Source organism: Gordonia alkanivorans NBRC 16433, assembly GCF_000225505.1.
GTDB lineage: Bacteria > Actinomycetota > Actinomycetes > Mycobacteriales > Mycobacteriaceae > Gordonia > Gordonia alkanivorans.
This window is the reverse complement of record NZ_BACI01000021.1, coordinates 1-22,206: the sequence shown is the minus strand read 5'-3', so window position 1 is coordinate 22,206 and position 22,206 is coordinate 1. Positions and strand designations below refer to the sequence as shown.

Below are 22,206 nucleotides of genomic sequence, written 5' to 3'. Positions count from 1 at the left end.
AGACCCTCCGACAGGCACGACCTCGCAACAGGCACGACCTCACGGAATGGGAGCACTCAGTGGCCACAGTCTCCGTCGGCATCGACTCTGACCTCGACCCGGGCGCAGCCTGGGCACTCGCCGGCAACCTCTCGCGCTTCGACGAGTGGATGACCATCTTCGGCGGGTGGAAGTCCCCGGTCCCCGACTCGATCACCGAGGGGACGAAGGTCTCGTCGCTGATCAAGGTGAAGGGGTTCCGCAACGTCATCCACTGGACTGTCATCCAGTACGACGAACCACGGTTGATCGCACTGTCCGGCACGGGCCGCGGCGGGATCGACATCGACCTCGCGATGAAGGTCGACGAGATCGTCGACGGCTCGCACTTCGACCTGTCCGCCGACGTGTCCGGCGGTCTGCTCAACGGACCCGTCGGGCGTCTCGTCGCCAGGGTGCTGGAATCCGATGTGCACAAGTCGATCTCGAATCTGGCCACCCTGCGCTGAGATCGATGGTCACAGGTCGGCGCCGACCTCCGGCGCCGACCTGAGGCATCAGTCCTCGGCGCGACTCTGTGCGGGATCCGCGGGGCTCTCGATCTGGCGCTCCAGCGCCGGACCGGCCTGCATGCCCGACACCGTCGCGGTGATCGAGCGCGCGAGATCCTGGGCGGTCAGACCGAGGTCGCCGAGGATCTCCCCGCGCGAGGCATGTTCGATGAACGCCTGCGGGATTCCCTTGATCTGCACCGGAACAGTCACCTCGGCCGCCGAGAGTGCTCCCGCGACAGCCGATCCCACTCCGCCGCTGACGCAGCCGTCCTCGAGGGTGACGACCAGGCGGTGACGACGGGCGACTTCGACCACCGAGGTCGGCACGGGCAGCACCCAGCGCGGGTCGATGACCGTGGCCTCGATGCCCTGCTGCCCGAGACGTTCGGCGGTGTCGACGGCGAGGCTGCAGAAGGCACCGACCGCCACGATGAGCACGTCACCGGAGGCCGGGCCGAGATCGCGATCGCTGCGGTGAAGCACGTCGACCCCGTCGTCGAGACGTTCGACCGCGCGGATGTCTTCGGGGACAGCACCTTTGGAGAAGCGGAGGGCGGTCGGGCCGTCGTCGGTGCCGAGCGCCTCGTCGAACTCCTCGCGCAGCCGGACCGCGTCCCGAGGCGCGGCGACCCGCAGACCGGGGACCATCGCCATGAGCGAGAGATCCCACATGCCGTGGTGGCTCGGGCCGTCGGGCCCCGTGATGCCCGACCGGTCGAGGACGAGGGTGACCGGCTGCTTCAGCAGCGCGACGTCCATCAGGAGCTGGTCGAAGGCGCGGTTGAGGAAGGTCGAGTAGATGGCGACGACCGGATGCAGGCCGCCGAGAGCCAGGCCGGCCGCCGAGGTCATCGCATGCTGTTCGGCGATACCGACGTCGAACATGCGGTCCGGGTAGCGCTCGCCGAACGGCGTCAGGCCGGTGGGGCCGGGCATGGCCGCGGTGATCGCTACGACGTCGGGGCGGTTGGCGCCGGCGTCGAGCAGCGCGGCCGAGAAGACCTTGGTCCAGTCCTGCGGTGCCACGCTGGTGGGTCGCCCGGTGACGGGGTCGATGATGCCGGTGGCGTGCATCTGGTCGGCGACGTGGTTCTCGGCGTGGGCGTAGCCCATACCCTTGCGGGTGACGGTGTGCACGATGACCGGTCCGCCGAAGTCGTGGGCGTGCCGCAGTGCCGACTCGACGGCGTTGATGTCGTGTCCGTCGACGGGGCCGACGTACTTGAGACCGAGGTCGGTGAACATCGCCTGGGGTGCGAGCAGGTCCTTGAGACCGCTCTTCATGCCGTGGAGGACCGCGTAGGCGGGTTCGCCGACCACGGGCATCTGCTTGACGACGCGGCGGCTCTCGTCGAGGAACTTCTCGTAGCCGGGTTGCAGGCGCAAACCCGACAGGTGGCTCGCGAGACCGCCGATGGTCGGGGCGTAGGACCGGCCGTTGTCGTTGACGACGATCACCACGGGACGGTTGCAGGCGGCGATGTTGTTGATCGCCTCCCAGCACATGCCGCCGGTGAGCGCGCCGTCGCCGACCACCGCGACCACGGTGCGGTCGTTCTGTCCGGTCAGCTCGAAGGACTTGGCCAGGCCGTCGGCGTAGGACAGCGCGGCCGAGGCGTGGGAGGACTCGACCCAGTCGTGCTCGGATTCGGCGCGCTCCTGGTAGCCGGTCAGACCGCCGCGCTGGCGCAGATGATCGAAGCCGTCTTTGCGGCCGGTCACGATCTTGTGGACGTAGCACTGGTGGCCGGTGTCGAAGAGGATCGGATCGTGCGGCGAGTCGAAGACCCGGTGGATTCCGAGGGTCAGTTCGACCACGCCGAGATTGGGGCCGAGATGACCGCCGGTCGCCGCCACCTTCTCGATCAAGAACGTCCGGATCTCGGAGGCGAGAGTCTCCATCTCCGCTTCCGACAGTGACCGCAGATCGGCCGGCGAGCTGATCCGGTCGAGCACACCCATCGTTTCCTCCATCACGTGATGCCCCCGGGAACCCCGGTTCGCGATTCCGGGAGAAACCCCCCGGCTCATAACCCGTCAGTCTACGGAAGCATTCGGCACGACCCCGCCCCTCGGATGGTCGACGACCTCACTCGGCGGGTGGAGCTCAGACCGGAACCAGGCACGCGATGGCCTCGACATGGTGCGTGAGCGGGAACGCGTCGAAGCCGCGCACCTGCGCGACGCGATATCCGGCACGGGCGAAGAGACCGAGATCACGTGCGAAGCGGGCGGCATCACAGCCGACGTGCGCCACCACGGCCGGTTCGGCGGCCGCGATCGCCTCGACGACCCGCTCGCCGGCGCCGGTGCGCGGCGGGTCGAGGACGACGACGTCGGGCGCCGCCCCGAGGTCGTGGACCCGGGCCGCCACCTCACCCTGATGGGTGACCACGCGATCGCCGTCGGCGTCGAAGGTCCGGGCCGCGGCCGCCAGTGCGCCCGCGTCGGAGTCGACGATGTGGACCTCCTCGAGGCCCGTTCGGTGGTGGTCGAGCAACGCGCCGGCGAAGACCCCGGCGCCGCCGTAGAGGTCCCATGCGACCCGCGGGCCGGTGCCGAGATGGTCTCGAACAAAGCCGACGACGGTGTCGGCGTAGGTCTGCGGCGCGGCGCGGTGCGCCTGCCAGAACCCGGTCACCGGGATGTCCCACGACCGGTCACCGACGCGATGCACCGCGGACTCGGCGCCCTCGACGACCACCTGTGCGCGGGGTCGGGAGCGGCGGCGACGGTTTTGCTGTGCGCGGCGTCGGGCGTCACCGTGCCGGACCTCGGCGACGGGTGCGAGTTCGGTGATGTGGCGGGTGCCGTCGGCGTCGAGGACCACGGCCAGTTCGGCGTGCGGGGTGAACCGGCGGCCGGCGAGGTCGTCGACCATTCCCGGCGCCGGCTGCACGCAGACGTCGTGGATCACCGCGGAACCGCGGAACGCGTGCTGTCCGGCGCGACCCCGTCCGTCGACGGCCAGCCGTGTCCTGATGCGCCAGCCGGTGTCGGTTCCCGGCAACCGGTCGACCCCCCGCGTCGCGAGGTCGGTGCCGGCGATCGTCGCCTCGTCGAGGTGGCCGATCCGGCTCAGGACGTCGAGCAGCACGGCCTGTTTCAGGTCGCGCGCGTGCCCCGGCTCGATGTGCCCGAGATCGCAGCATCCCGCTCCCCCGGCCGCCGCCGGGCACACCACCGGAACCCGATGAGGGGACTCGTCGAGGATCTCGACGGCCTCGGCACGCCAGTACGAGTCGTGGCGGTCGTCGGTGATCTCGGCGACCACGCGTTCGCCCGGAATCGCGCCGCGCACGAACAGGACCCGACCGTCGGCACGTCCGACCGCCTCCCCACCGTTCGCGGGACGATCGACGGTGACCTCGACGCGCCGCGTCGGTGCCGGGGGTGTCACAGTGTGCGCTCCGATTCGCCCAGGGCGCGGCGGGTCTCACCCGGCGCCCAGTACCTCTTGGTCTCCTTGCGGCGGTCCGACGACGTGAGCTGCCAGGGCACCGAGGTCACCATCACCCCGGGTTCGAACAGCAGGCGTCCCTTGAGCCGCAGCGCGGATTGATTGTGCAGGATCTGCTCCCACCAGTGTCCGACGACGTATTCGGGTATGAACACGGTCACCACGTCGCGCGGGGACTCACGGCGGATGCGTCGCACGTAATCGATGACCGGCCGGGTGATCTCGCGGTACGGGGAGGCGATGACCTTCAGCGGGACCGTGATGTCGCTGGCCTCCCACTCGGAGACGAGTTTACGGGTGTCCCGGTCGTCGACGTTCACTGTGATCGCCTCCAGGACGTCCGGTCTCGTCGCCCGGGCGTAGCGCATGGCCCTCTTGGAGGCCATGTGCAGACTCGACACGAGAACGATCGAATGCGTCCGGCTGGGCAGCACGCCCTCGTCGTCGGTCTCGGCCCGGTCGAGCTCGCGCTGAACCGACGCGTAATGGTGGTGGATCAGCTTCATCAGCACGAAGATCGAGACCATGGCGAGCACCGCGATCCAGGCACCGGCGGTGAACTTCGTGATCAGCACCACCACCAGGACCGTGGCCGTCATCACCAGGCCGACCGAGTTCACCACCCGCGACTGCATCATCCGCCGCCGGGCACTGGGGTCGGTCTCGGTGCGCAGCAGTCGTGTCCAGTGCCGCACCATGCCGGTCTGACTCAACGTGAACGAGACGAACACGCCGACGATGTAGAGCTGGATCAGCGCGGTCACCTGCGCCCCGAACGCGACCACGAAGACTATCGCCGCGGCCGCCAGGAACAGGATGCCGTTGCTGAACGCGAGGCGGTCGCCACGGGTGTGCAACTGTCGCGGCAGGTATCGATCCTGCGCCAGGACCGAACCGAGCACCGGGAAACCGTTGAACGCCGTGTTCGCGGCCAGCAACAGGATCAGCGCGGTGGCCACCGCGACGAAGAAGAAACCGGCCGGGAACGAGTCGAAGACCGCGTGAGCCAGCTGCGCGATCATCGCCTTCTGCTGGTAGCCCTCGGGGGCACCGACGAGGTCCTTCGACGGGTCCATCACGTACTTCGCGCCGATCTCCTGGGCGAGCATGACGATGCCCAGCAGCAGGGTGATCGAGAATGCGCCGAGCATGAGGAGGGTGGTCGCGGCGTTGCGGGACTTGGGTTTCCGGAACGCGGGGACACCGTTGCTGATGGCCTCGACCCCTGTCAGCGCGGCACATCCGGAGGAGAACGAGCGCGCGACGAGGAAGACCAGCGCCAGTCCGGTGAGGTTGTCCTGTTCGGCGACGATACCGAAGTCGGCCGTCTCCGAACGGATCTCCTCGCCGAGGACGAAGATCTCGGTGAACCCCCAGACGAGCATGCCCAGCACGCCGACGATGAAGGCGTAGGTCGGGATGGCCAGGAACGCACCGGATTCCTTGATGCCGCGGAGGTTCACCGCCGCCAGGATCAGGATCGCGCCGACGCAGAACCAGACCTTGTGCTCGTTGACGAACGGCACGGCCGAACCGATGTTCTCCGCCGCCGACGTCACCGACACCGCAACCGTCAGCACGTAGTCGACGAGGAGAGCGCTGCCGACCGTCAGGCCGGCGTTGGGGCCCAGGTTGACGGTGGCGACCTCGTAATCGCCACCACCCGACGGATATGCGTGCACGTTCTGCCGATAGCTGGCGACCACGACCGCGAGGACCACCGCGACGGCGACGGCGACCCAGGGGGTGAACGCGAGCGCGGTGATACCGGCCACCGACAGGACGAGGAAGATCTCCTGGGGCGCGTAGGCCACCGAGCTCATCGCGTCGGAGGCGAAAACCGGGAGGGCGATCCGTTTGGGGAGCAGAGTGTGACCCAGCTTGTCGCTGCGGAAGGGCCTGCCGAGCAGGAGGCGCTTCGTCGCGACGGACACCTTGGAGACGGTGGACACCAGGCAACCCTAGAGCGTCCGCGTCGTGGCGGGTAGGTTCGACTCGCGGCACGCAGGTCGCGTCAGGAGAGGAATGTCGTGCAGGTAGTCATCATGGGTTGCGGGCGCGTCGGATCGTCGCTCGCGATGGCGATGCAGAAACGCGGACACGACGTCGCGATCATCGACCGGGACCCGTCCTCGTTCGCCCGGCTGTCCACCGATTTCGCGGGCCGCACGATCACCGGCGTGGGCTTCGACCGGGACATCCTCGTCAAGTCCGGGATCGAGCACGCCGACGCCTTCGCCGCGGTGTCCTCCGGCGACAACTCCAACATCATCGCCGCCCGCGTGGCCCGGGAGACCTTCGACGTCGAGCGCGTCGTCGCCCGCATCTACGATGCCAAGCGTGCCGAGGTGTACGAGCGTCTGGGCATTCCGACCGTCGCGACCGTGCCGTGGACGACCGAACGTTTCGTCTCCGCGCTCGGCGAGACCGCGACGGCCGAGTGGCGTGACCCGTCCGGTTCCCTGGCCGTCGCCGAGATCGACGTCGACGAGTCGTGGATCGGGGTGTCGGTCGCCAAGTTCCAGGAGCAGACAGGCGCTCGCGTGGCCTTCCTCAACCGGGTCGGCCGGCCGATCCTGCCCGAGTCCAAAACCGTTCTCCAGCAGGACGACGTGGTCTACGGCGCCGTCCTGCTCGACCACCTGGCCGACGCGCGCAGCATCGCCGCGGGACCGTTCACCCAGGCCGAGTCCTGAACACCCCGGAACACCAGAGCCCCGAACACCGAGGAGTCATCCTGTGAAGGTCGCCATCGCCGGAGCCGGCGCGGTCGGGCGCTCGATCGCCCGCGAACTCCTGGTCAACTCGCACGACGTCACGCTGTTCGAGCGCAAGGCCGACCACATCGACCCGGACTCGGTGGGGGGCGCCAAGTGGATCCTCGCCGACGCCTGCGAACTCGCGAAACTCGAAGACGCGCAGTTGCAGACCTTCGACGTGATGATCGCCGCGACCGGCGACGACAAGGCCAATCTGGTCGTGAGCCTGCTGGCCAAGACCGAGTTCGCGATCAACCGCGTCGTCGCGCGGGTCAACGACCCGCGCAACGAGTGGCTCTTCGGTGAGGACTGGGGCGTCGACGTCGCCGTGTCGACCCCGCGCCTGCTGGCCTCCCTGGTCGAGGAGGCGGTATCGGTGGGTGACCTGGTCCGCCTCATGACCTTTCGCCAGGGACAGGCGAACCTCGTCGAACTCACCCTGCCGTCGAACACCCCGATGGCGGGCAAGCCGGTACGCAAGCTCGAACTCCCGCGCGACGTGGCTCTGGTCACGATCCTGCGGGGCGGGCGCGTCATCGTGCCGCAGAGCGACGACCCGATCGAGGGCGGCGACGAGCTGATCTTCATCGCCCCGTCGGAGGCCGAACCTGCCCTCTACGACGCCATGCAGATCACACGCTGACGATCACGCGCTGACGGTCTCTTCCTCGCGGACCGCGCGGCGGACGAGCAGGACCGTCGCGAGCACCGCGAGAGCCGTGAGCGGCCATCCCATCGCGATCCGGGTGAAGGCCAGCCATCCGGTGGCACCGAGGTCGTAGAGCTCGGACTGGGCGAGATACCGCGCCGCGAAGACCAGGGCCCACAGGGCGGTGGCGATGTCGTAGGCGCGCAACGTCCGACGATGCTTGCGCCAGGCGGTCCCCTGCCCGTTGACGAGGTGCCAGGCGACACCGATCAGCGGCCAGCGCACGACGATGGAGATCACGAACACGATCGCATAGGTGAGGGTGGTCCAGATCCCGAAGAGGAAGTATCCCTTGGCGTCCCCCACCCGGTTGGCGATGAAGACGCAGATCGCCACGCCGAGAAGGCCGGAGATCGCCGGGGAGAGCCCTTCGCGGCGGACGAGCCGCACTCCGAAGACGAGGGCCGCGGCGGTGAGCGCGGCGACGATGGCGGCCGTGAGGCCGAAGAACGAGTTGACGGGGACGAACACGACGACCGGGACGGTCGAGTAGATCAGGCCGGAGACGCCGCCGATCTGTTCCAGCACCGTGGGGGCCGGCTCGAGGCCCGGTTCCTGCTCGACGTCGTGGTCGGCGGACTCGTCGTCCGACCTGCCGGTGTCACTCGTGGGTGTCACTCGTCGTCGCTGCCCTGCAGCTCGTAGTAGGGGTTGTAGATCACCTTGTGGCCGTCCTGCAGGGCGAGTCGGCCCCGTACGGTCACCTTGCGGCCGGGTTCGATGCCGGCGATGCGATTGCGGCCCAGCCACTTCAGCATGACGGTGTCGGAGCCGTCGAAGAACTCCGCCTTCACGCCGGCCTTGGCCGTGCGTGAACAGGTCTCCACCGCGCGCAGCTCGCCGTGCATGGTGACCTCCTCGCCGCGGGTGCAGTCCGACGCGCGTTGTGCGCCCGTCGCCTTCGACTCCTCGGCGATTCGCTCCGCGTCGACGTCCCCGAGGTCTTCGGTGAGTCGGCGGGTCAGTCGCTTGAGATAACCAGCTGTGGGCATCCCAACCTCCCAATGGATTTCAACCGGCGCCAGGGCTTCCGCCGTAGCGTCCGTGGCCACCGAACGAATGATCGGTGGCTGTCCGCCAGCGTAGACCCGGCACCCTCCGGTGACAACGTGGACGACTGGGGCGCACCCGCAGTCCCGGGACACCCTAAGGGATGATCTCTGGGTGCCTCGCATCCGGATGACAGTTGATGCCGTCGTGGACAGTCCGCAAACACGAAAACCCACCGCGCTGGTGGTGATTCCCGGGACCGGTTCCGATGCCGACAACGTCACACGTGCCTTCGGTCACGCCGCCGCGACGCTCGGGGTGGAGCTGGTGGCACTCGAGCCGACGTCGGCTCTCGTCGACGGACACCGTCGAGGCCTCGACCGCGCGGCGGCCGAGCACGACTGCGTTCTGGTCGGAGGAGTGTCGATCGGCGCCGCGATCGCCCTCGAATGGGCCCTCGCCGACCACGTCGGACGTTGTGCGGGCGTGTTCGCGGCCCTACCGGCCTGGAGCGGGGACGCCGACTCCGCGCTCGCCGCCGCGAGCGCACGGGCGACCGCCGACGCGATGGAACGAAACGGACTGGAGGCGACGGTCGCCGAGATGGCGGCGAGCAGTCCGGACTGGCTGGCCGAGGAGCTGTCCCGTTCCTGGCGCAGACTGCACCCCGAGGTCATCGGTCAGCTGCGTGACGCGGCGCGCTACTGCGCCCCGACACCCGCACGGATAGCCGGGCTCACCGTTCCGCTGGCACTCGTCGCGGCGCCCGACGACGCGATCCATCCGATCACCGTTGCCCCTGGGAGGACGCAGCACCGCGTTCGGCGCTGGTCGAGGTCACCCTCGAGGGGTGGGGCCGTGATCCCGCGCTGCTCGGTGCGAGTTGCCTCGATGCATACCTACGCGTCGAGCCGTCGGCCGGCCGCAGCGGGATCAGCGCCGACGGAAGAAGCGCTGCATCGCCGAGCCCGACGACGGCGGCAACGGAGCGTCGTCCTCGGGGTCCGGGTCGGCGGTGACCGACGGGTCGTCATGTCCACCCGACCCGCCCCCGGCCGGGGTCTCGGTGTAGGAGTTCTCGCCGTAGACGGTGGCGTGTGCGACCTGGTCCAGTGCTCCCCCGGCAACCCCGTCCGATTCGTCGGCGGCCGGGACCTCGGGGGCGGGCGCCTGGGCCTGCGACCCGGCCCCTGCCTCCGCCTCCGCCTCGGCGAAGATCTGCTGTTGCGCGGCGGCCACCTGGTCGGCGAGCACCGGCGGCAGCACGATCGGGAGGGGTTCGCGCGGCGGGTGCGGCTCGGAACCGCGACGCACGACGGTCTCGGCCAGCACGGCCCGGCTCAGGCGCGCGAGATCCTCGGCGCTCTCCGACGGACCGCTGCCGACACAGCGCACGAGCCACCGCGGGCCGTCGACGCCGATGAAGCGGTGCGTGCCGCCCTCGACCTCGGCCACGACCTCACGGCCCCAGTGGCCGTCCTCGATGCTGGTGGCCGCACCGCCGTCGCGCAGCGACTCGGCCAGTTCGCGGACCACCTCACGCCACATCCCCGGCGACTTGGGCGCCGCGAAGGCACTCACCGAGATCCGGCCGATCGGGGTGACCAGGTAGACGTTCTGGGGCTGGTGGGTCTCCGACATCTCGACGGTCACCTGCCCGCCCTCGACCACCGGCACGAGCACGGAGCCCAGGTCGAGATGGGAGTTCTCCAGCTCGCTCGTCTCCGTCGCGAGGGCGTCGATGTCGTAGGGGCCCAGTGCCTGTCCGACCCGCAGTTCGTCCGAACCGTTATTCGTCATCGCCTACTCCTCGTTGATCCGCATTCGTGTTGAAGATTAATCGACGCGGGGGCAGACGACGCCCGGCGTGTCGCGCTCAGCCCAGGACGGCGTGGCCGCCGCTGGACCCGTATCCGCCGTCGCCGCGGCTGGTGTCGTCGAGTTCGTCGACCTCCACGAAGTCGGGCAGCTCGACGCGCTGCACGATCAGCTGCGCGATCCGGTCACCGCGCGAGATGGTGATGGACTGCTCGGGGTCGAGATTGATCAGGCAGACCTTGATCTCCCCGCGATACCCCGCGTCGATCGTGCCGGGCGTGTTCACGATGGACAGGCCGGCGCGGGCGGCCAGCCCGGAGCGCGGATGGATCAGCCCGACGGTGCCGAACGGCAGCGCGATCGCGATCCCGGTGCCGACCAGCTGCCGGCGTCCCGCGGGCAGCTCCAGGTCGATCGTCGAGCACAGGTCCACGCCCGCATCCCCGGGATGAGCCCGGGTGGGCAACGGCAGATCGGGGTCGAGTCGACGGACCGCGATGGGCGGCAGAGGGGGGAGATCTGGGGTCACGCACGCAGACTACGCTGGTCAACGTGACCGCACCTCAATCGCCTGACAACACCGGCGGCACGTCGGAGAATCCGGCGACGCGCCGCGACTCCGGGTCCGCGGACCTGTTCGACGAGCGCCTGCACGTGCCGTGGTGGTGGTGGCTGGCCGCCGCCGTCGTGACCGGCGTGGTGGGCTACGAGATCCAGTTGTCCGCCCACGGCAGCAAGTGGAGCGTGATCGGCTATATCGTCACCGCCATCCTCGGTGTCCTGGTGCTGTGGTCGATGGGCCGCACCCGCGTCCGGGTGACCGCCGACCGCGAACTGCAGGCGCATCGTGCGCGTCTGCCGCGGGCCGTCGTCGCGCGCGGCGCCTCGATCCCGGCGACCGCCAAGAGCGCCGCCCTCGGCCGGCAGCTCGACCCCGCCGCCTACCTGGTGCACCGCTTCTGGGTGAAAACCATGGTCCTCATCGTCCTCGACGATCCCGACGACCCGACCCCGTACTGGCTGGTGTCCACCCGTCGCCCGGCCGAGCTGCTGGCAGCGCTCGACATCCCGGACGCCGCCGCGGATCGCCCGTCGACGACCGCCTGACGACACCGGGACGTCACACAGGACACGACGAAGGGGCCGCGCCTGATGGCGCGGCCCCTTCTTCGTCAGGCCCTGTCTGTCAGGGACTCGTCGTGCTCATCCGCGGGTGATCCGCGGAACTCACGCGCAGTCGACGCAGATCAGCGAGTTGCCGTTCTCCTCGGCCAACCGGCTACGGTGGTAGACGAGAAAGCAGCTGGTACAAGTGAATTCGTCGGCCTGCTTCGGGATGACCCGGACCGACAGTTCTTCACCGGAGAGATCGGCCCCGGGCAGTTCGAAGGACTCCGCGGTGTCGCTCTCGTCGACGTCGACCGCCGCGGACTGCGCCTCGCTCCGACGGGCCTTCAGCTCCTCGAGCGAGTCTTCGTTGAGGTCCTCGGCCTCGGTGCGTCGTGGCGCGTCGTAATCAGTAGCCATTGTGTGCCTTACTTGTTGCGAGTGTGAGGGGGCGCTCTCGGTTCCGGCTCGGCCGTCACCAGGGGTGTGCGCACGACTCCGCCGGGATTGTCTAGCCGGTGGGGTCACTACAACACCGGCTCGAGCGCAATTCGTTCCCGAGAATCCGGCGTATTGTGTGACTTCGGTCACGGTTCGATGTCGGCTGCACCCCGAGTCTGGAAGCGCGAGCGCCCGAAGAATAGACCACGTCCAGTCAATCGTCAATGCGGCACCGCGAATTTGTCCGAAATCGGGCGTTTGACGCAGGTCGGGCCCGTAGGTGAGGTCACGACACGGCACCGGCGGCGAGGCTCGCACCCGCGGCGCGATCGACCCTCTAGAGTGTTGCGGAGATCGCGCGGGGCGTCGTTCCCGGTGCAGTACACCCGCTCGTGAGTTTCCCCAGTGAGGAGTCGTTCCACGGTGGTCTCGAAGATTACGACCGGCTACCCGACCGACGAACAGGGCCGCCCGTACCCGCGCCGCCGGTATGCCCCGGCGATCATCACGGTGGTGGTCCTCATGGTCCTCGGCGTGATCGTCTGGGCGGTCGTGCTCGGCAGCGACGACAGCGAATCGGTCCCCACGGCTTGTAATCAGCCGTCCCCGGCAACCGCCACGGAGGCCGGCGCGCCGGAGCCGGCGGAGCCGCCGGCCCTCACCCCGGTCCCCCGCGACGAGATGCTGGAGGTCGCACCCGCCGCCCTGTCGACCTTCCAGGTCCGCGTCCTCAACGCCTCCGAGGAACGAGGCGCTGCCCGATCGGTGTCCGAGGACCTCGCGGCCCAGGGCTTCACGCCGGCCGTCGACACCCCGTTCGCCGACGATCCCGTCTACGTCAACCGCGATCTCAACTGCGTGGCGCAGATCCGGTTCGGTCCTGCGGGCCGCGCCTCCGCCGCGGCCGCCTGGCTGGCGTTCCCCTGCGCGCAGCTCGTCGACGACGGACGCCGGGGTACCGCGGTCGACGTCGCACTCGGTACCTACCACTCGGGTGGTGAGCTCTCCCAGGACGCGCAGGCGGCGCTCGAGGCACTGCGGTCGGCCGATCCCACCAACCTCGAGACCGGTGCCGATCCCGCCCTGGTGAAGGCGGTCCACTCGGCCCCGTGCTGAGTTCGTCCTAGACCAGCGGTTCCCGCGCCCCGACCTCGTCCAGCAGTCCGAGGAACTCGTCGGCGATACCCGGTGCGACGGCCACGGTGATGTGCCCCTCGTCCGCCCGGGAGTCCGGCGGCGGGGTCACCACGACCGCACCCGCCTCGGCGGCGATGAGACCGCCCGCAGCCCAGTCCCAGGGACTCAGGCCGTGTTCGTAATGGGCGTCGACCGCGCCGGAGGCCACCATGCACAGATCGAGCGCCGCGGCACCGATCCGCCGGATGTCCCGCACCTTCGGGAGCAGCTCCGCGACGATCCGTCCCTGCGCGCGCCGACGGTCGGCTGCGTAACCGAAACCCGTTGCCACGAGGGCGAGTTCCGCACGGTCGACAGGATTGCAGCGCAGCGGCACTCGGTCGCCGTCACCGTCGGCGACCCAGGCACCGCCGCCCAGAGCGGCCCCGTAGACGACCTCGCGCGCCACGTCGACGACGACACCGGCGACCGAGCGGCCGTCGACCTGCGCCGCCAGCGACACCGCGTAGGCGGGGACGCCGTACATGAAGTTGACCGTGCCGTCGATGGGGTCGACCACCCAGCGCACACCGGACGGGACGGCACGACTCCCGCCGTGCTCCTCCCCCAGGACCTCGTCGTCGGGCCGCGCCTGGTGCAGGAGCTGCCGGATGAGGCGTTCGGTCTCGGTGTCGGCGACGGTGACCGGATCGGTTTCCGTCGACTTCGTCGACACCGGGTTAAGTGCCGGTGTCGCACCGAACAATTCGGGTCGGCGGCGTCGCACGTGGGCGGCCGCCTCCTGCGCCACGTCCACCGCGATGGCGGCCAGTTCGTCCACCGGAATTGTCTGATCCACGTGTTCCATGTCAGCACATCGGCGGCCGGGACCGTTCACCGGTGAGGCGAAGCAACGCATCTGGAGGGATGCCGCGCGTGCGGCGGCGGGCGCCGATAGCCTGATGTCGATCACCGCCGGCCGCCGAAGGGGACTCCGCCATGACCGACACGCCCGCCAACGACAGCTCGCCGACCCCCAGGAATCCGGGCTTCGGCGTCGACGTCGGCGGCTCCGGGATCAAGGGCGGCATCGTGGATCTCGACACCGGCGAACTCGTCGGCGAGCGATTCAAGGTGCTCACCCCGCAGCCGGCCACCCCGGAGGCGGTCGCCGCCGCGGTCGCCGAGGTCGTCGCCCACTTCGACTGGGCCGGTCCGGTCGGCATCACCCTGCCGGGCGTGGTCACCGAGGGCATCATGCGGACCGCCGCGAACATCGACGAGGCGTGGATCGGCACCGACGTCTACGAGCTGTTCAGCCGCCACCTCGGCGGGCGCGCGGTCTCGGTGCTCAACGACGCCGACGCGGCCGGGATGGCCGAGGACGCCTACGGCGCGGGCAAGGGCGTCGACGGCGTGGTGATGCTGCTGACGTTCGGCACCGGCATCGGCTCAGCGATCCTCATCAACGGCAACCTCGTGCCCAACACCGAGCTGGGTCACATGCAGGTCGGCAAGAAGGAGGCCGAGCACCAGGCGTCGTCGCGGATCAAGGAGGAGAAGGACTGGTCCTACGAGAAATGGACCGAGAAGGTGTCCGACGTCCTCAAGGCCTACGAGGCGCTGTTCTGGCCCAAGCTGTTCATCGCCGGCGGCGGCATCAGCCGCAAGGCCGACAAGTGGATTCCCCTGCTCACCAACAAGACCCCGGTCGTGCCCGCCACGCTGCTGAACACCGCCGGTATCGTGGGCGCGGCGATGGCGGTCTCACAGGGCATCAAAACCTAGGCCGCCGCGTCGATTGACCAGGGCTTTGTCACATCGGGCGAGCCGATGTCGTTACAATGGTCGTCACCGGTCATCTGAACCGAGAAACCAAGCCCTTGTCCACGGCGGCTCGTGCTGCCGTGTCACGTCTCACGGGACCCGACAAAGACTCCGCTGAAGAGAAGTTCGAAAGGTTGTACGTGGCAGCCATCAAGACCCGCCAGGGGGACGCCGAGGCCGACGAGACCCAGTCGACCACCGCCTCGACCGAAACCCCGGCCAAGCGGACCGCCAAGAAGGCTGCGAAGAAGACCGCTGCCAAGAAGGCGCCCGCGAAGAAGGCAGCAGCGAAGAAGGCCACCAAGAAGGCAGCCCCCAAGAAGGCAGCCAAGAAGGCCACTTCCGCCGAGGGTGTCGCCGACGCCGAGCCCGATGACCCGAACTCGATCGACGACATCGACGTCGCCGACGGCGAGCTCGAGGACGTGGAGATCGACGACATCGAGGTCGACGACGAGGACGAGACCGAGGACTCCGACGACGCGGACGAGGCCGAGGCGGCACCCGCCGGCGCCAAGACCGCGGCAAAGGAGCCGACCAAGACCGACGCCGCCGCCAAGTCCGGTGACTTCGTCTGGGACGAAGAGGAGTCGGAGGCACTCCGCCAGGCCCGCAAGGACGCCGAGCTCACCGCTTCCGCCGACAGCGTGCGCGCCTACCTCAAGCAGATCGGCAAGGTCGCCCTCCTCAACGCCGAAGAGGAGGTCGAGCTCGCCAAGCGCATCGAGGCCGGTCTGTTCGCCACCGAGCGTCTCCGTCGGATGATGGATTCCGGCGAGAAGATCAGCACCGCGCAGAAGCGCGACCTGAACTGGATCTCCCGCGACGGCAACCGTGCGAAGAACCACCTGCTCGAGGCCAACCTCCGTCTGGTCGTCTCGCTCGCCAAGCGCTACACCGGCCGCGGCATGGCGTTCCTGGATCTGATCCAGGAGGGCAACCTCGGTCTGATCCGCGCGGTCGAGAAGTTCGACTACACAAAGGGTTACAAGTTCTCGACCTACGCCACGTGGTGGATTCGCCAGGCGATCACCCGCGCGATGGCCGACCAGGCCCGCACCATCCGCATCCCGGTGCACATGGTCGAGGTCATCAACAAGCTGGGCCGTATCCAGCGTGAGCTCCTCCAGGACCTCGGCCGCGAGCCGACTCCCGAGGAACTCGCCAAGGAGATGGACATCACCCCGGAGAAGGTGCTGGAGATCCAGCAGTACGCCCGGGAGCCCATCTCGCTGGACCAGACCATCGGCGACGAGGGCGACAGCCAGCTCGGCGACTTCATCGAGGACTCCGAGGCGGTCGTCGCGGTCGACGCGGTGAGCTTCACCCTCCTGCAGGATCAGCTGCAGTCGGTCCTCGAGACGCTGTCCGAGCGCGAGGCGGGCGTGGTGCGTCTGCGCTTCGGTCTCACCGACGGCCAGCCCCGCACCCTCGACGAGATCGGTCAGGTCTACGGCGTCACGCGTGAGCGCATCCGCCAGATCGAGTCCAAGACGATGTCGAAGCTACGCCACCCGTCGCGGTCGCAGGTTCTCCGGGATTACCTGGACTAGTTCCGCACTCCGGAAAACCGGTCGCCGACCCCGGACGGCTGATTCCGGGAGACGTTGTCGGATTGTTGCCTGGGGTTAACGGTGAGTGACGACACACCGATAGCACCTGCCGGAACAATACGAAGCCGCCGAGCGTCTGACAGAGTGAGGTTTGACGCATCGCCCGGATGTGTCGGCTCGAAGGGAAGGCGTCCGGATACCGGCGCCGGACCGGGACGGAGGAACAATGACTGACATCGCCACCACCACAGCCCCGATCTACCTACCGCTCACCGCCGCCGATCGCTGTGATCGCTGCGGTGCCGCAGCCAAGGTACGTGCCGTCCTGCCCAAGGGCGGCGAGCTTCTCTTCTGCCGTCATCACTTCAACGAGCACGAAGCCCGACTGGTGGAGCTCAGCGCCACCGTGGTCGAAGCCGAGGGCGAACTGGTCTGACACTCGTCATGGCCTGACGGGCGAGCCCCAGACGATGAGAGAACCCGGCCGGAACATCCGGCCGGGTTCTCTCATGTTCGGGTCCCCGAGGGCGCTCAGCGCCACGTCCGCAGCGCGGCGATACGTTCTTTGAGCTGCTCGGCGGTGGCCATCGCGGTCGGCGGACCACCCAGCCGGGTTCGGAGCTCGTTGTGCACCATGCCGTGGGGCTTCCCGGTGCGGTGGTGGTGCATGGCGACCAGGGTGTTGAGTTCCTTGCGCAGCGCGTGCAGGTTCTCCCCGGTGGTACCGGGCGCACGACCGGGATCAGGGGTTTCCGACTTGGGCTCGGCCGCCGGGGTCGACCGGGCGACGACCTGTTCGGCCTGGCGCTTCTGCAGCAGAGCGCGCACCTGATCGGCGTCGAGGAGTCCGGGCAGGCCGAGGTAGTCCGATTCCTCATCGCTGCCGGCGAAGGTGGCGGTGCCGAACGACGCTCCGTCGAAGATCACCTGGTCGAGTTCGGCGTCGGCGTGCAGCGACTGGAACGCCGGCTCGTCCTCCCCCGGTTCGTCCTTCTGCTTGTTCGCGTCGATGAGCAGCTGGTCGTCGAGGCCGTCGCTCTCGCGGTGCGGCTTGCCGAGGACGTGGTCGCGCTGGGCCTCCATCTGGCTGGCGAGGTCGAGCAGCACGGGGACCGACGGCAGGAACACGCTCGCGGTCTCGCCGGGGCGCCGCGATCGCACGAAGCGACCGATCGCCTGCGCGAAGAACAGCGGGGTCGACGAGCTGGTGGCGTACACGCCGACCGCGAGCCGCGGCACGTCGACGCCCTCGGACACCATGCGCACCGCGATCATCCACTCGTCCTTCGACGCGGAGAACTCGGCGATCCGGGAGGAGGACTTGGGGTCGTCGGAGAGGACCAGAGTCGGTTGCTTGCCGGTGATGGCGGTGAGCAGTTCGGCGTAGTCGCGGGCGGTCGACTGGTCGGTCGCGATGACCAGGCCGCCGGCATCGGGCATCCCGCTGGCACGCAGCTGGCCGAGTCGGGTGTGCGCGGCGGTGAGGACCGCCGGAATCCAATCACCGTGCGGGTCGAGGGCGGTCCGCCAGGCGCGCGCGGTGTGCTCGGCCGACAACGGCTCACCGAGACGCGCGGTGAACTCCTCGCCCGCGCTGGTCCGCCAGCTCGCCTCGCCGGAGTACGCCAGGAACACCACCGGACGGACGACGCCGTCCTTCAGCGCGTCGGCGTAGCCGTAGGTGTGGTCGGCCTTGGAGCGCTGGTGTCCGCCGGCCTCGGCCTCGTAGACGACGAACGGGATCGGCGAGTCGTCGGAGCGGAACGGCGTACCGGTGAGCAGCAGGCGGCGTTCCGCGTCGTCGAAGGCCTCGCGGATCGCATCACCCCACGACTTGGCGTCACCGCCGTGGTGGATCTCGTCGAGGATGACCAGGGTGCGGCGGTTCTCGGTGCGGACCCGGTGCTTGGTCGGGTGCGCGGCCACCTGGGCGTAGGTGAGGACGACGCCGTTGTAGTCGGAGCTGGTCTGTCCGGCCGAGTTCGAGAAATGCGAGTCCAGGGCGATACCCACGCGCGCGGCCGCCTCGGCCCACTGGTGCTTGAGGTGCTCGGTGGGCGCCACGACGGTGATCTGTTCGACAGTCCGATCGTCGAGCAGTTCGCGGGCGACACGCAGGCCGAACGTCGTCTTGCCGGCGCCGGGCGTCGCCACCGCGAGGAAGTCCTTCGGCCTGCGCGTCAGGTACTTGGTCAGCGCACGGCGCTGCCAGGCACGGAGCGACCCGAGATTGGGAGCGGCGGTTCCCGACGCATCGGCACTGCTGGTGGAGGGTTCGGCGGACGTCACGTGTGTGTTGCTCCTGACGGCGTACGGATTCCCTACCGGGCATGAAATGACCCCTCGCGTTGGGAGGACCCGCGCCGAAGGGGACCCGGCAATCGTACCGCCGGGCCGCCCCCGCACCCGCATCGCGACACCCCCTCGCCGCGGCTCGCCGACACCGACGCGGACATCACCGTGTGGTCGCTCCGAACGACGCGCCTGGTGACCCGGGTACCCTTTACGGCCTTCGATCGGGGATATTGAACTCATCACAACGCGAAAGAGGAATCCGGTGCCACTGACCGACGACGCGACGTCGCCGGTGGCTGCCGTGCGCCCGAATCCGTCGAGCGCGGTGACCGCTCCGCTCGACACGACGATCCGGACGCCGCGCCGGCCGGCCCCGCTCGCCGGCGACACCGAAATCCCCGGCGTCACCGCACCCGCCTCCCGTGACGTCGCGGTCGTGCACGACCGGCCGGAGAAGCCCGAGGGAGTCGACGAGCCCGTCCCGGCGAACGGCGCGAAGGCGGCTTCGGATTCGGACGACGCCGAGAACGAACCCGGTCCCCCGGTCCTACCCAACATGCACCGGGTGGTGTGGCGGACGATCGTGAAGTCCTGGGACGACGGGATCATCGGCTGGGCGGCGCAGGCCGCGTTCTGGCAGGCGCTTTCGCTGCCCCCGCTGCTGCTCGGGCTCCTCGGCTCGGTCGGTTACGTCGCGGGCTGGTTCGGACCCGGCACCGTCGACATCGTCTACGACCGCATCATCGAGTTCGCGCAGCGCACCTTCACCGAGACGGTCGTCGACGACCTGATCACCCCGACCGTGGACAGCGTCCTGGGACGGGGCCGCATCGGACTCATGTCGGTCGGCTTCATCCTGTCGCTGTGGGCCGGCTCGTCGGCGATGTCGTGTTTCATCGCCTCCATCGCCAAGGCGCACGATCAGCACGAGGTCCGGCATCCGGTGTGGCAGCGGTTCTTCGCGCTGTTCCTCTACGTCGGCTTCCTGTTCGTGGCGGTGTTCCTGCTGCCGCTGGTCGCACTCGGACCGAACTATCTGCGGGCGATCGTCCCGGAGTCTGGGGGTCGTTCGTGACCACACTCATCGACTTCGGCTATTTCCCGTTCGTCGCGGTGCTCCTGCTGTTCGTGCTCACCACGCTCTACCACCTGGCCCTGCCCAATCCGCTGCCGTGGCACCGGCTCATCGGCGGCGCGATCGTCGCGGGCGTGTTCTTCTGGGTCGCCAGCTACGTGCTGCGCATCTACCTGACGAAGATCACCGAGGCGGGCGTGTCATACGGGGCGCTGGCGACACCGATCGCCTTCCTGCTGTTCACCTTCTCGCTCGGCTTCGGCATCGTCATCGGGGCCGAGTTCAACGCGGCGGTGCAACAGTTCTGGCCGGCCAAGGCGTCCACGACGACCCAGGTCCGGCACTGGGTCAACTCGCAGACCTCCGACTTCACCGGCCAGCTCAAGACGATTCCCGACCGGTTGTCGTCGGGACCGATCCGACGTCCCACGCGCGACCGCGAGAGCGACTGACCGGTCCCGGCGACCCCCTCGCTACTTGCGCAGCTTGGCGTAGATCTTCTTGCACTTCGGGCACACCGGCGAACCCGGCTTGGCCGCACGGGTCACCGGGAAGGTCTCGCCGCAGAGCGCGACCACATGGCTGCCCATCACGGCGCTCTCCGCGATCTTGTCCTTCTTGACGTAGTGGAAGAACTTGGGCCGGTCGTCGTCACTGCTGTCGGTGGCGTCGGCGTCGGACCTCTCGTCGGTCTCGGTGTCGGTCCACTCGTCGAGATCGGGGCGTTCGATGGTTTCAGTTGCCATTGCTCTATTGTGCGTCACCGGGGAACCCGAAGCACAGGCTGCTCCGCGGCAGCCGTCAGGTGCCCGGAATCCGTCAGTGCAATGAGCAACCGAAAGTGGGACAGTGGAGAGGGTGTTCGAACAAAGGGATTCCATGGGCGCGACCGGCCGTCAGCCGCACGACCACCACGAGGACTCGAGACGATTCGGCAGGTCGGAACACCCGGCCGTGGCCGCCGAGACCTTCCTGATCACCGACGCCCAGGACTCGCTCGAAGCGCAGCAGAAGGCCCGGGTGCGCAAGTACCTGATCATGATGGCGTTCCGCGTCCCCGCACTGATAGTCGCCGGCATCGCCTACTCGATCACCGGCTCCGGACTCCTCGCCCTGGCCATCGTCGCCATCTCCATCCCGCTGCCGTGGATGGCCGTGCTGATCGCCAACGACCGCCCGCCCCGCAAGCGCGGCGAGGTACCGCACTATAAGTACGGCGCCGACCATCACGTCGTCGGCCCGCCCGCCCTCTCGCACACCGATCAGCAACTCGACCGGGGAACCGTCGAGGGGCACGTCGTCGATCCCGACGACTGACGCGCTCGCGGTTCCCCCGCGTTCGACATCTCAGCAACTTCTCAGCCGCTCCTGCGAATCGGCGAAAGTCTTCGCAGGTCACCAAGCCTCCTTCGGGTTTGCGCCGAATGACTTTCGGGAACTATCGCCATCACATGGACGTTGGACCCAGTGAACGCATTCAAGTCAGGAGGCCGCATGTCACGCTCGACAGTTGCACGTTCGACCCCGACCACAGGTTTCGCCGATCCCGCCGCCCCGGGCACCCGCCCGGCGATGACGGAGCAGGATCTCGACGCCCAGTCGCCGGCCGCGGACCTCGTCCGCGTCTACCTCAACGGGATCGGACGCACCGCTCTCCTCAACGCAGAGCAGGAGGTCGAACTCGCCAAGCAGATCGAGGCCGGCCTCTACGCCAAGCACGTCCTGGCAACCAAGAAGCGCCTCTCGGCCACCAAGAAGCGTGACCTGGCGACCATCGTCCGCGAGGGTGAGGCGGCACGCGCCCACCTGCTCGAGGCGAATCTCCGTCTCGTCGTCTCGCTGGCCAAGCGTTACACCGGTCGCGGCATGCCGCTCCTGGATCTCATCCAGGAGGGCAACCTGGGTCTGATCCGCGCCATGGAGAAGTTCGACTACGCCAAGGGCTTCAAGTTCTCGACGTACGCCACATGGTGGATTCGTCAGGCCATCACCCGCGGCATGGCCGACCAGAGCCGCACGATCCGGCTCCCCGTCCATCTCGTCGAGCAGGTGAACAAGCTCGCCCGCATCAAGCGTGAGCTCCACCAGCAGCTCGGCCGCGAGGCCACCGACGAGGAACTGGCCAACGAGTCGGGCATCCCGGCCGAGAAGATCGCCGACCTCCTCGACCACAGCCGCGACCCGGTGAGCCTCGACATGCCGGTCGGTAGCGACGAGGAGGCGCCGCTGGGCGACTTCATCGAGGACGCCGAGGCCACCTCCGCCGAGAACGCCGTCATCGCCGGTCTCCTGCACTCCGACATCCGGGCGGTCCTCGCAACCCTCGACGAGCGTGAGCAGCAGGTCATCCGGATGCGCTACGGCCTCGACGACGGCCAGCCGCGCACCCTCGATCAGATCGGCCGCATGTTCGGACTGTCGCGCGAGCGCGTGCGTCAGATCGAGCGCGAGGTCATGGGCAAGCTGCGCGCCGGCGATCGTGCCGAGCGCCTGCGCGCCTACGCCAGCTGACGCTTCCGGTCT

General features: G+C 68.7%; 21 protein-coding genes and 2 pseudogenes. 12 read left to right on the top strand and 11 right to left on the bottom strand.

Annotated elements, in window-relative coordinates:
- Positions 1 to 59 precede the first annotated feature (59 nt).
- Positions 60 to 488: a type II toxin-antitoxin system Rv0910 family toxin gene (locus GOALK_RS02870; protein WP_006357285.1), complete on the top strand. Its 429-nt coding sequence runs from the start codon at positions 60 to 62 to the stop codon at positions 486 to 488.
- 48 nt (positions 489 to 536) lie between these two features.
- On the opposite strand, the gene dxs is transcribed toward GOALK_RS02870, so the two are convergent.
- The 3 genes from dxs to GOALK_RS02855 all read right to left on the bottom strand — a co-directional run bounded on the left by dxs (position 537) and on the right by GOALK_RS02855 (position 5,945).
- The gene (dxs, locus tag GOALK_RS02865) at positions 537 to 2,495 is read right to left on the bottom strand and encodes a 1-deoxy-D-xylulose-5-phosphate synthase (protein ID WP_006357284.1); all 1,959 of its coding nucleotides are present in this window, start codon (positions 2,493 to 2,495) and stop codon (positions 537 to 539) included.
- A gap of 145 nt (positions 2,496 to 2,640) precedes the next feature.
- Positions 2,641 to 3,933, bottom strand: a complete 1,293-nt coding sequence (locus GOALK_RS02860; protein ID WP_006357283.1) for a class I SAM-dependent RNA methyltransferase — start codon at positions 3,931 to 3,933, stop codon at positions 2,641 to 2,643.
- Positions 3,930 to 5,945 (bottom strand): APC family permease, encoded by a 2,016-nt coding sequence (locus GOALK_RS02855; RefSeq protein ID WP_006357282.1) that lies wholly within the window; start codon positions 5,943 to 5,945, stop codon positions 3,930 to 3,932. Before GOALK_RS02855 ends, GOALK_RS02860 begins: the two co-directional genes overlap by 4 nt.
- A 78-nt stretch (positions 5,946 to 6,023) precedes the next feature.
- Between GOALK_RS02855 and GOALK_RS02850 the strand changes: the two genes are divergently transcribed.
- On the top strand, positions 6,024 to 6,689 hold the full coding sequence (locus GOALK_RS02850) for a potassium channel family protein (RefSeq protein ID WP_006357281.1): 666 nt from the start codon (positions 6,024 to 6,026) through the stop codon (positions 6,687 to 6,689).
- A 43-nt stretch (positions 6,690 to 6,732) separates the two neighbouring features.
- Positions 6,733 to 7,395 (top strand): potassium channel family protein, encoded by a 663-nt coding sequence (locus GOALK_RS02845; RefSeq protein ID WP_006357280.1) that lies wholly within the window; start codon positions 6,733 to 6,735, stop codon positions 7,393 to 7,395.
- 3 nt (positions 7,396 to 7,398) lie between these two features.
- Here GOALK_RS02845 and GOALK_RS02840 read toward each other — a convergent pair whose 3' ends face one another.
- Both GOALK_RS02840 and GOALK_RS02835 read right to left on the bottom strand, forming a co-directional pair.
- Positions 7,399 to 8,079 carry a DUF3159 domain-containing protein gene (locus GOALK_RS02840; RefSeq protein WP_006357279.1) on the bottom strand — a complete coding sequence of 227 codons (681 nt, stop codon included), beginning with the start codon at positions 8,077 to 8,079 and terminating at the stop codon, positions 7,399 to 7,401.
- Positions 8,076 to 8,453 (bottom strand): OB-fold nucleic acid binding domain-containing protein, encoded by a 378-nt coding sequence (locus tag GOALK_RS02835; protein ID WP_006357278.1) that lies wholly within the window; start codon positions 8,451 to 8,453, stop codon positions 8,076 to 8,078. Before GOALK_RS02835 ends, GOALK_RS02840 begins: the two co-directional genes overlap by 4 nt.
- A 187-nt stretch (positions 8,454 to 8,640) precedes the next feature.
- On the opposite strand from GOALK_RS02835, the pseudogene GOALK_RS24140 reads away from it, so the two are divergent.
- Positions 8,641 to 9,353 (top strand): annotated as a pseudogene (locus GOALK_RS24140) (alpha/beta hydrolase); the annotation flags it as partial.
- Positions 9,354 to 9,384: 31 nt separating this feature from the next.
- On the opposite strand, the gene GOALK_RS02825 reads toward GOALK_RS24140, so the two are convergent.
- Together GOALK_RS02825 and dut are read right to left on the bottom strand one after the other, a co-directional pair.
- Positions 9,385 to 10,251, bottom strand: a complete 867-nt coding sequence (locus GOALK_RS02825) for a DUF3710 domain-containing protein (RefSeq protein ID WP_006357276.1) — start codon at positions 10,249 to 10,251, stop codon at positions 9,385 to 9,387.
- Between the two features lie 76 nt (positions 10,252 to 10,327).
- Positions 10,328 to 10,798: a dUTP diphosphatase gene (dut, locus tag GOALK_RS02820; RefSeq protein WP_006357275.1), complete on the bottom strand. Its 471-nt coding sequence runs from the start codon at positions 10,796 to 10,798 to the stop codon at positions 10,328 to 10,330.
- Between the two features lie 23 nt (positions 10,799 to 10,821).
- Between dut and GOALK_RS02815 the strand changes: the two genes are divergently transcribed.
- A complete protein-coding gene (locus GOALK_RS02815) occupies positions 10,822 to 11,376 on the top strand; it encodes a DUF3093 domain-containing protein (RefSeq protein ID WP_006357274.1) in 555 nt (184 codons plus the stop codon).
- Between the two features lie 120 nt (positions 11,377 to 11,496).
- On the opposite strand, the gene GOALK_RS02810 is transcribed toward GOALK_RS02815, so the two are convergent.
- Positions 11,497 to 11,796: a DUF4193 domain-containing protein gene (locus tag GOALK_RS02810; RefSeq protein ID WP_005197286.1), complete on the bottom strand. Its 300-nt coding sequence runs from the start codon at positions 11,794 to 11,796 to the stop codon at positions 11,497 to 11,499.
- A gap of 444 nt (positions 11,797 to 12,240) precedes the next feature.
- On the opposite strand from GOALK_RS02810, the gene cei reads away from it, so the two are divergent.
- Complete coding sequence (gene cei, locus GOALK_RS02805; RefSeq protein ID WP_006357273.1) at positions 12,241 to 12,933, top strand: envelope integrity protein Cei; 693 nt, start codon at positions 12,241 to 12,243, stop codon at positions 12,931 to 12,933.
- A 7-nt stretch (positions 12,934 to 12,940) separates the two neighbouring features.
- On the opposite strand, the gene GOALK_RS02800 is transcribed toward cei, so the two are convergent.
- Entirely contained in the window at positions 12,941 to 13,801 is an 861-nt protein-coding gene (locus GOALK_RS02800) for an inositol monophosphatase family protein (protein WP_006357272.1), read from the bottom strand.
- A 131-nt stretch (positions 13,802 to 13,932) separates the two neighbouring features.
- Here GOALK_RS02800 and ppgK point away from each other — a divergent pair, with 131 nt between their 5' ends.
- The 3 genes from ppgK (at position 13,933) to GOALK_RS02785 (ending at position 16,749) form a co-directional block, all read left to right on the top strand.
- Positions 13,933 to 14,721 carry a polyphosphate--glucose phosphotransferase gene (ppgK, locus tag GOALK_RS02795; RefSeq protein WP_006357271.1) on the top strand — a complete coding sequence of 263 codons (789 nt, stop codon included), beginning with the start codon at positions 13,933 to 13,935 and terminating at the stop codon, positions 14,719 to 14,721.
- Positions 14,722 to 14,900: 179 nt separating this feature from the next.
- A complete protein-coding gene (locus GOALK_RS02790; RefSeq protein WP_006357270.1) occupies positions 14,901 to 16,313 on the top strand; it encodes an RNA polymerase sigma factor in 1,413 nt (470 codons plus the stop codon).
- 226 nt (positions 16,314 to 16,539) lie between these two features.
- The gene (locus tag GOALK_RS02785; protein WP_005197291.1) at positions 16,540 to 16,749 is read left to right on the top strand and encodes a DUF7455 domain-containing protein; all 210 of its coding nucleotides are present in this window, start codon (positions 16,540 to 16,542) and stop codon (positions 16,747 to 16,749) included.
- 95 nt (positions 16,750 to 16,844) lie between these two features.
- Here the strand turns inward: GOALK_RS02785 and GOALK_RS02780 are convergent, their stop codons facing one another.
- Positions 16,845 to 18,602 (bottom strand): DEAD/DEAH box helicase, encoded by a 1,758-nt coding sequence (locus GOALK_RS02780; RefSeq protein ID WP_006357269.1) that lies wholly within the window; start codon positions 18,600 to 18,602, stop codon positions 16,845 to 16,847.
- A 268-nt stretch (positions 18,603 to 18,870) separates the two neighbouring features.
- Here GOALK_RS02780 and GOALK_RS02775 point away from each other — a divergent pair.
- Positions 18,871 to 20,135: pseudogene (locus tag GOALK_RS02775) on the top strand (YihY/virulence factor BrkB family protein).
- Positions 20,136 to 20,156: 21 nt separating this feature from the next.
- Here GOALK_RS02775 and GOALK_RS02770 read toward each other — a convergent pair.
- Positions 20,157 to 20,429 carry a DUF3039 domain-containing protein gene (locus tag GOALK_RS02770; protein WP_005197294.1) on the bottom strand — a complete coding sequence of 91 codons (273 nt, stop codon included), beginning with the start codon at positions 20,427 to 20,429 and terminating at the stop codon, positions 20,157 to 20,159.
- Between the two features lie 133 nt (positions 20,430 to 20,562).
- Here GOALK_RS02770 and GOALK_RS02765 point away from each other — a divergent pair, with 133 nt between their 5' ends.
- Together GOALK_RS02765 and GOALK_RS02760 are read left to right on the top strand one after the other, a co-directional pair.
- Positions 20,563 to 21,000 (top strand): DUF3099 domain-containing protein, encoded by a 438-nt coding sequence (locus GOALK_RS02765; protein ID WP_035754136.1) that lies wholly within the window; start codon positions 20,563 to 20,565, stop codon positions 20,998 to 21,000.
- Positions 21,001 to 21,255: 255 nt separating this feature from the next.
- The gene (locus tag GOALK_RS02760) at positions 21,256 to 22,194 is read left to right on the top strand and encodes a sigma-70 family RNA polymerase sigma factor (protein WP_174310882.1); all 939 of its coding nucleotides are present in this window, start codon (positions 21,256 to 21,258) and stop codon (positions 22,192 to 22,194) included.
- The last annotated feature ends 12 nt before the right edge of the window (positions 22,195 to 22,206 follow it).

Coding starts and splice junctions, on each gene's coding strand:
- GOALK_RS02810 (WP_005197286.1), bottom strand. CDS start 11,796: ATGGCTACTGATTACGACGCGCCACGACGCACCGAGGCCGAGGACCTC.
- GOALK_RS02835 (WP_006357278.1), bottom strand. CDS start 8,453: ATGCCCACAGCTGGTTATCTCAAGCGACTGACCCGCCGACTCACCGAA.
- GOALK_RS02800 (WP_006357272.1), bottom strand. CDS start 13,801: ATGGAACACGTGGATCAGACAATTCCGGTGGACGAACTGGCCGCCATC.
- GOALK_RS02770 (WP_005197294.1), bottom strand. CDS start 20,429: ATGGCAACTGAAACCATCGAACGCCCCGATCTCGACGAGTGGACCGAC.
- GOALK_RS02785 (WP_005197291.1), top strand. CDS start 16,540: ATGACTGACATCGCCACCACCACAGCCCCGATCTACCTACCGCTCACC.
- GOALK_RS02760 (WP_174310882.1), top strand. CDS start 21,256: ATGACGGAGCAGGATCTCGACGCCCAGTCGCCGGCCGCGGACCTCGTC.
- GOALK_RS02765 (WP_035754136.1), top strand. CDS start 20,563: ATGGGCGCGACCGGCCGTCAGCCGCACGACCACCACGAGGACTCGAGA.
- dxs (WP_006357284.1), bottom strand. CDS start 2,495: ATGGGTGTGCTCGACCGGATCAGCTCGCCGGCCGATCTGCGGTCACTG.
- ppgK (WP_006357271.1), top strand. CDS start 13,933: ATGACCGACACGCCCGCCAACGACAGCTCGCCGACCCCCAGGAATCCG.
- GOALK_RS02825 (WP_006357276.1), bottom strand. CDS start 10,251: ATGACGAATAACGGTTCGGACGAACTGCGGGTCGGACAGGCACTGGGC.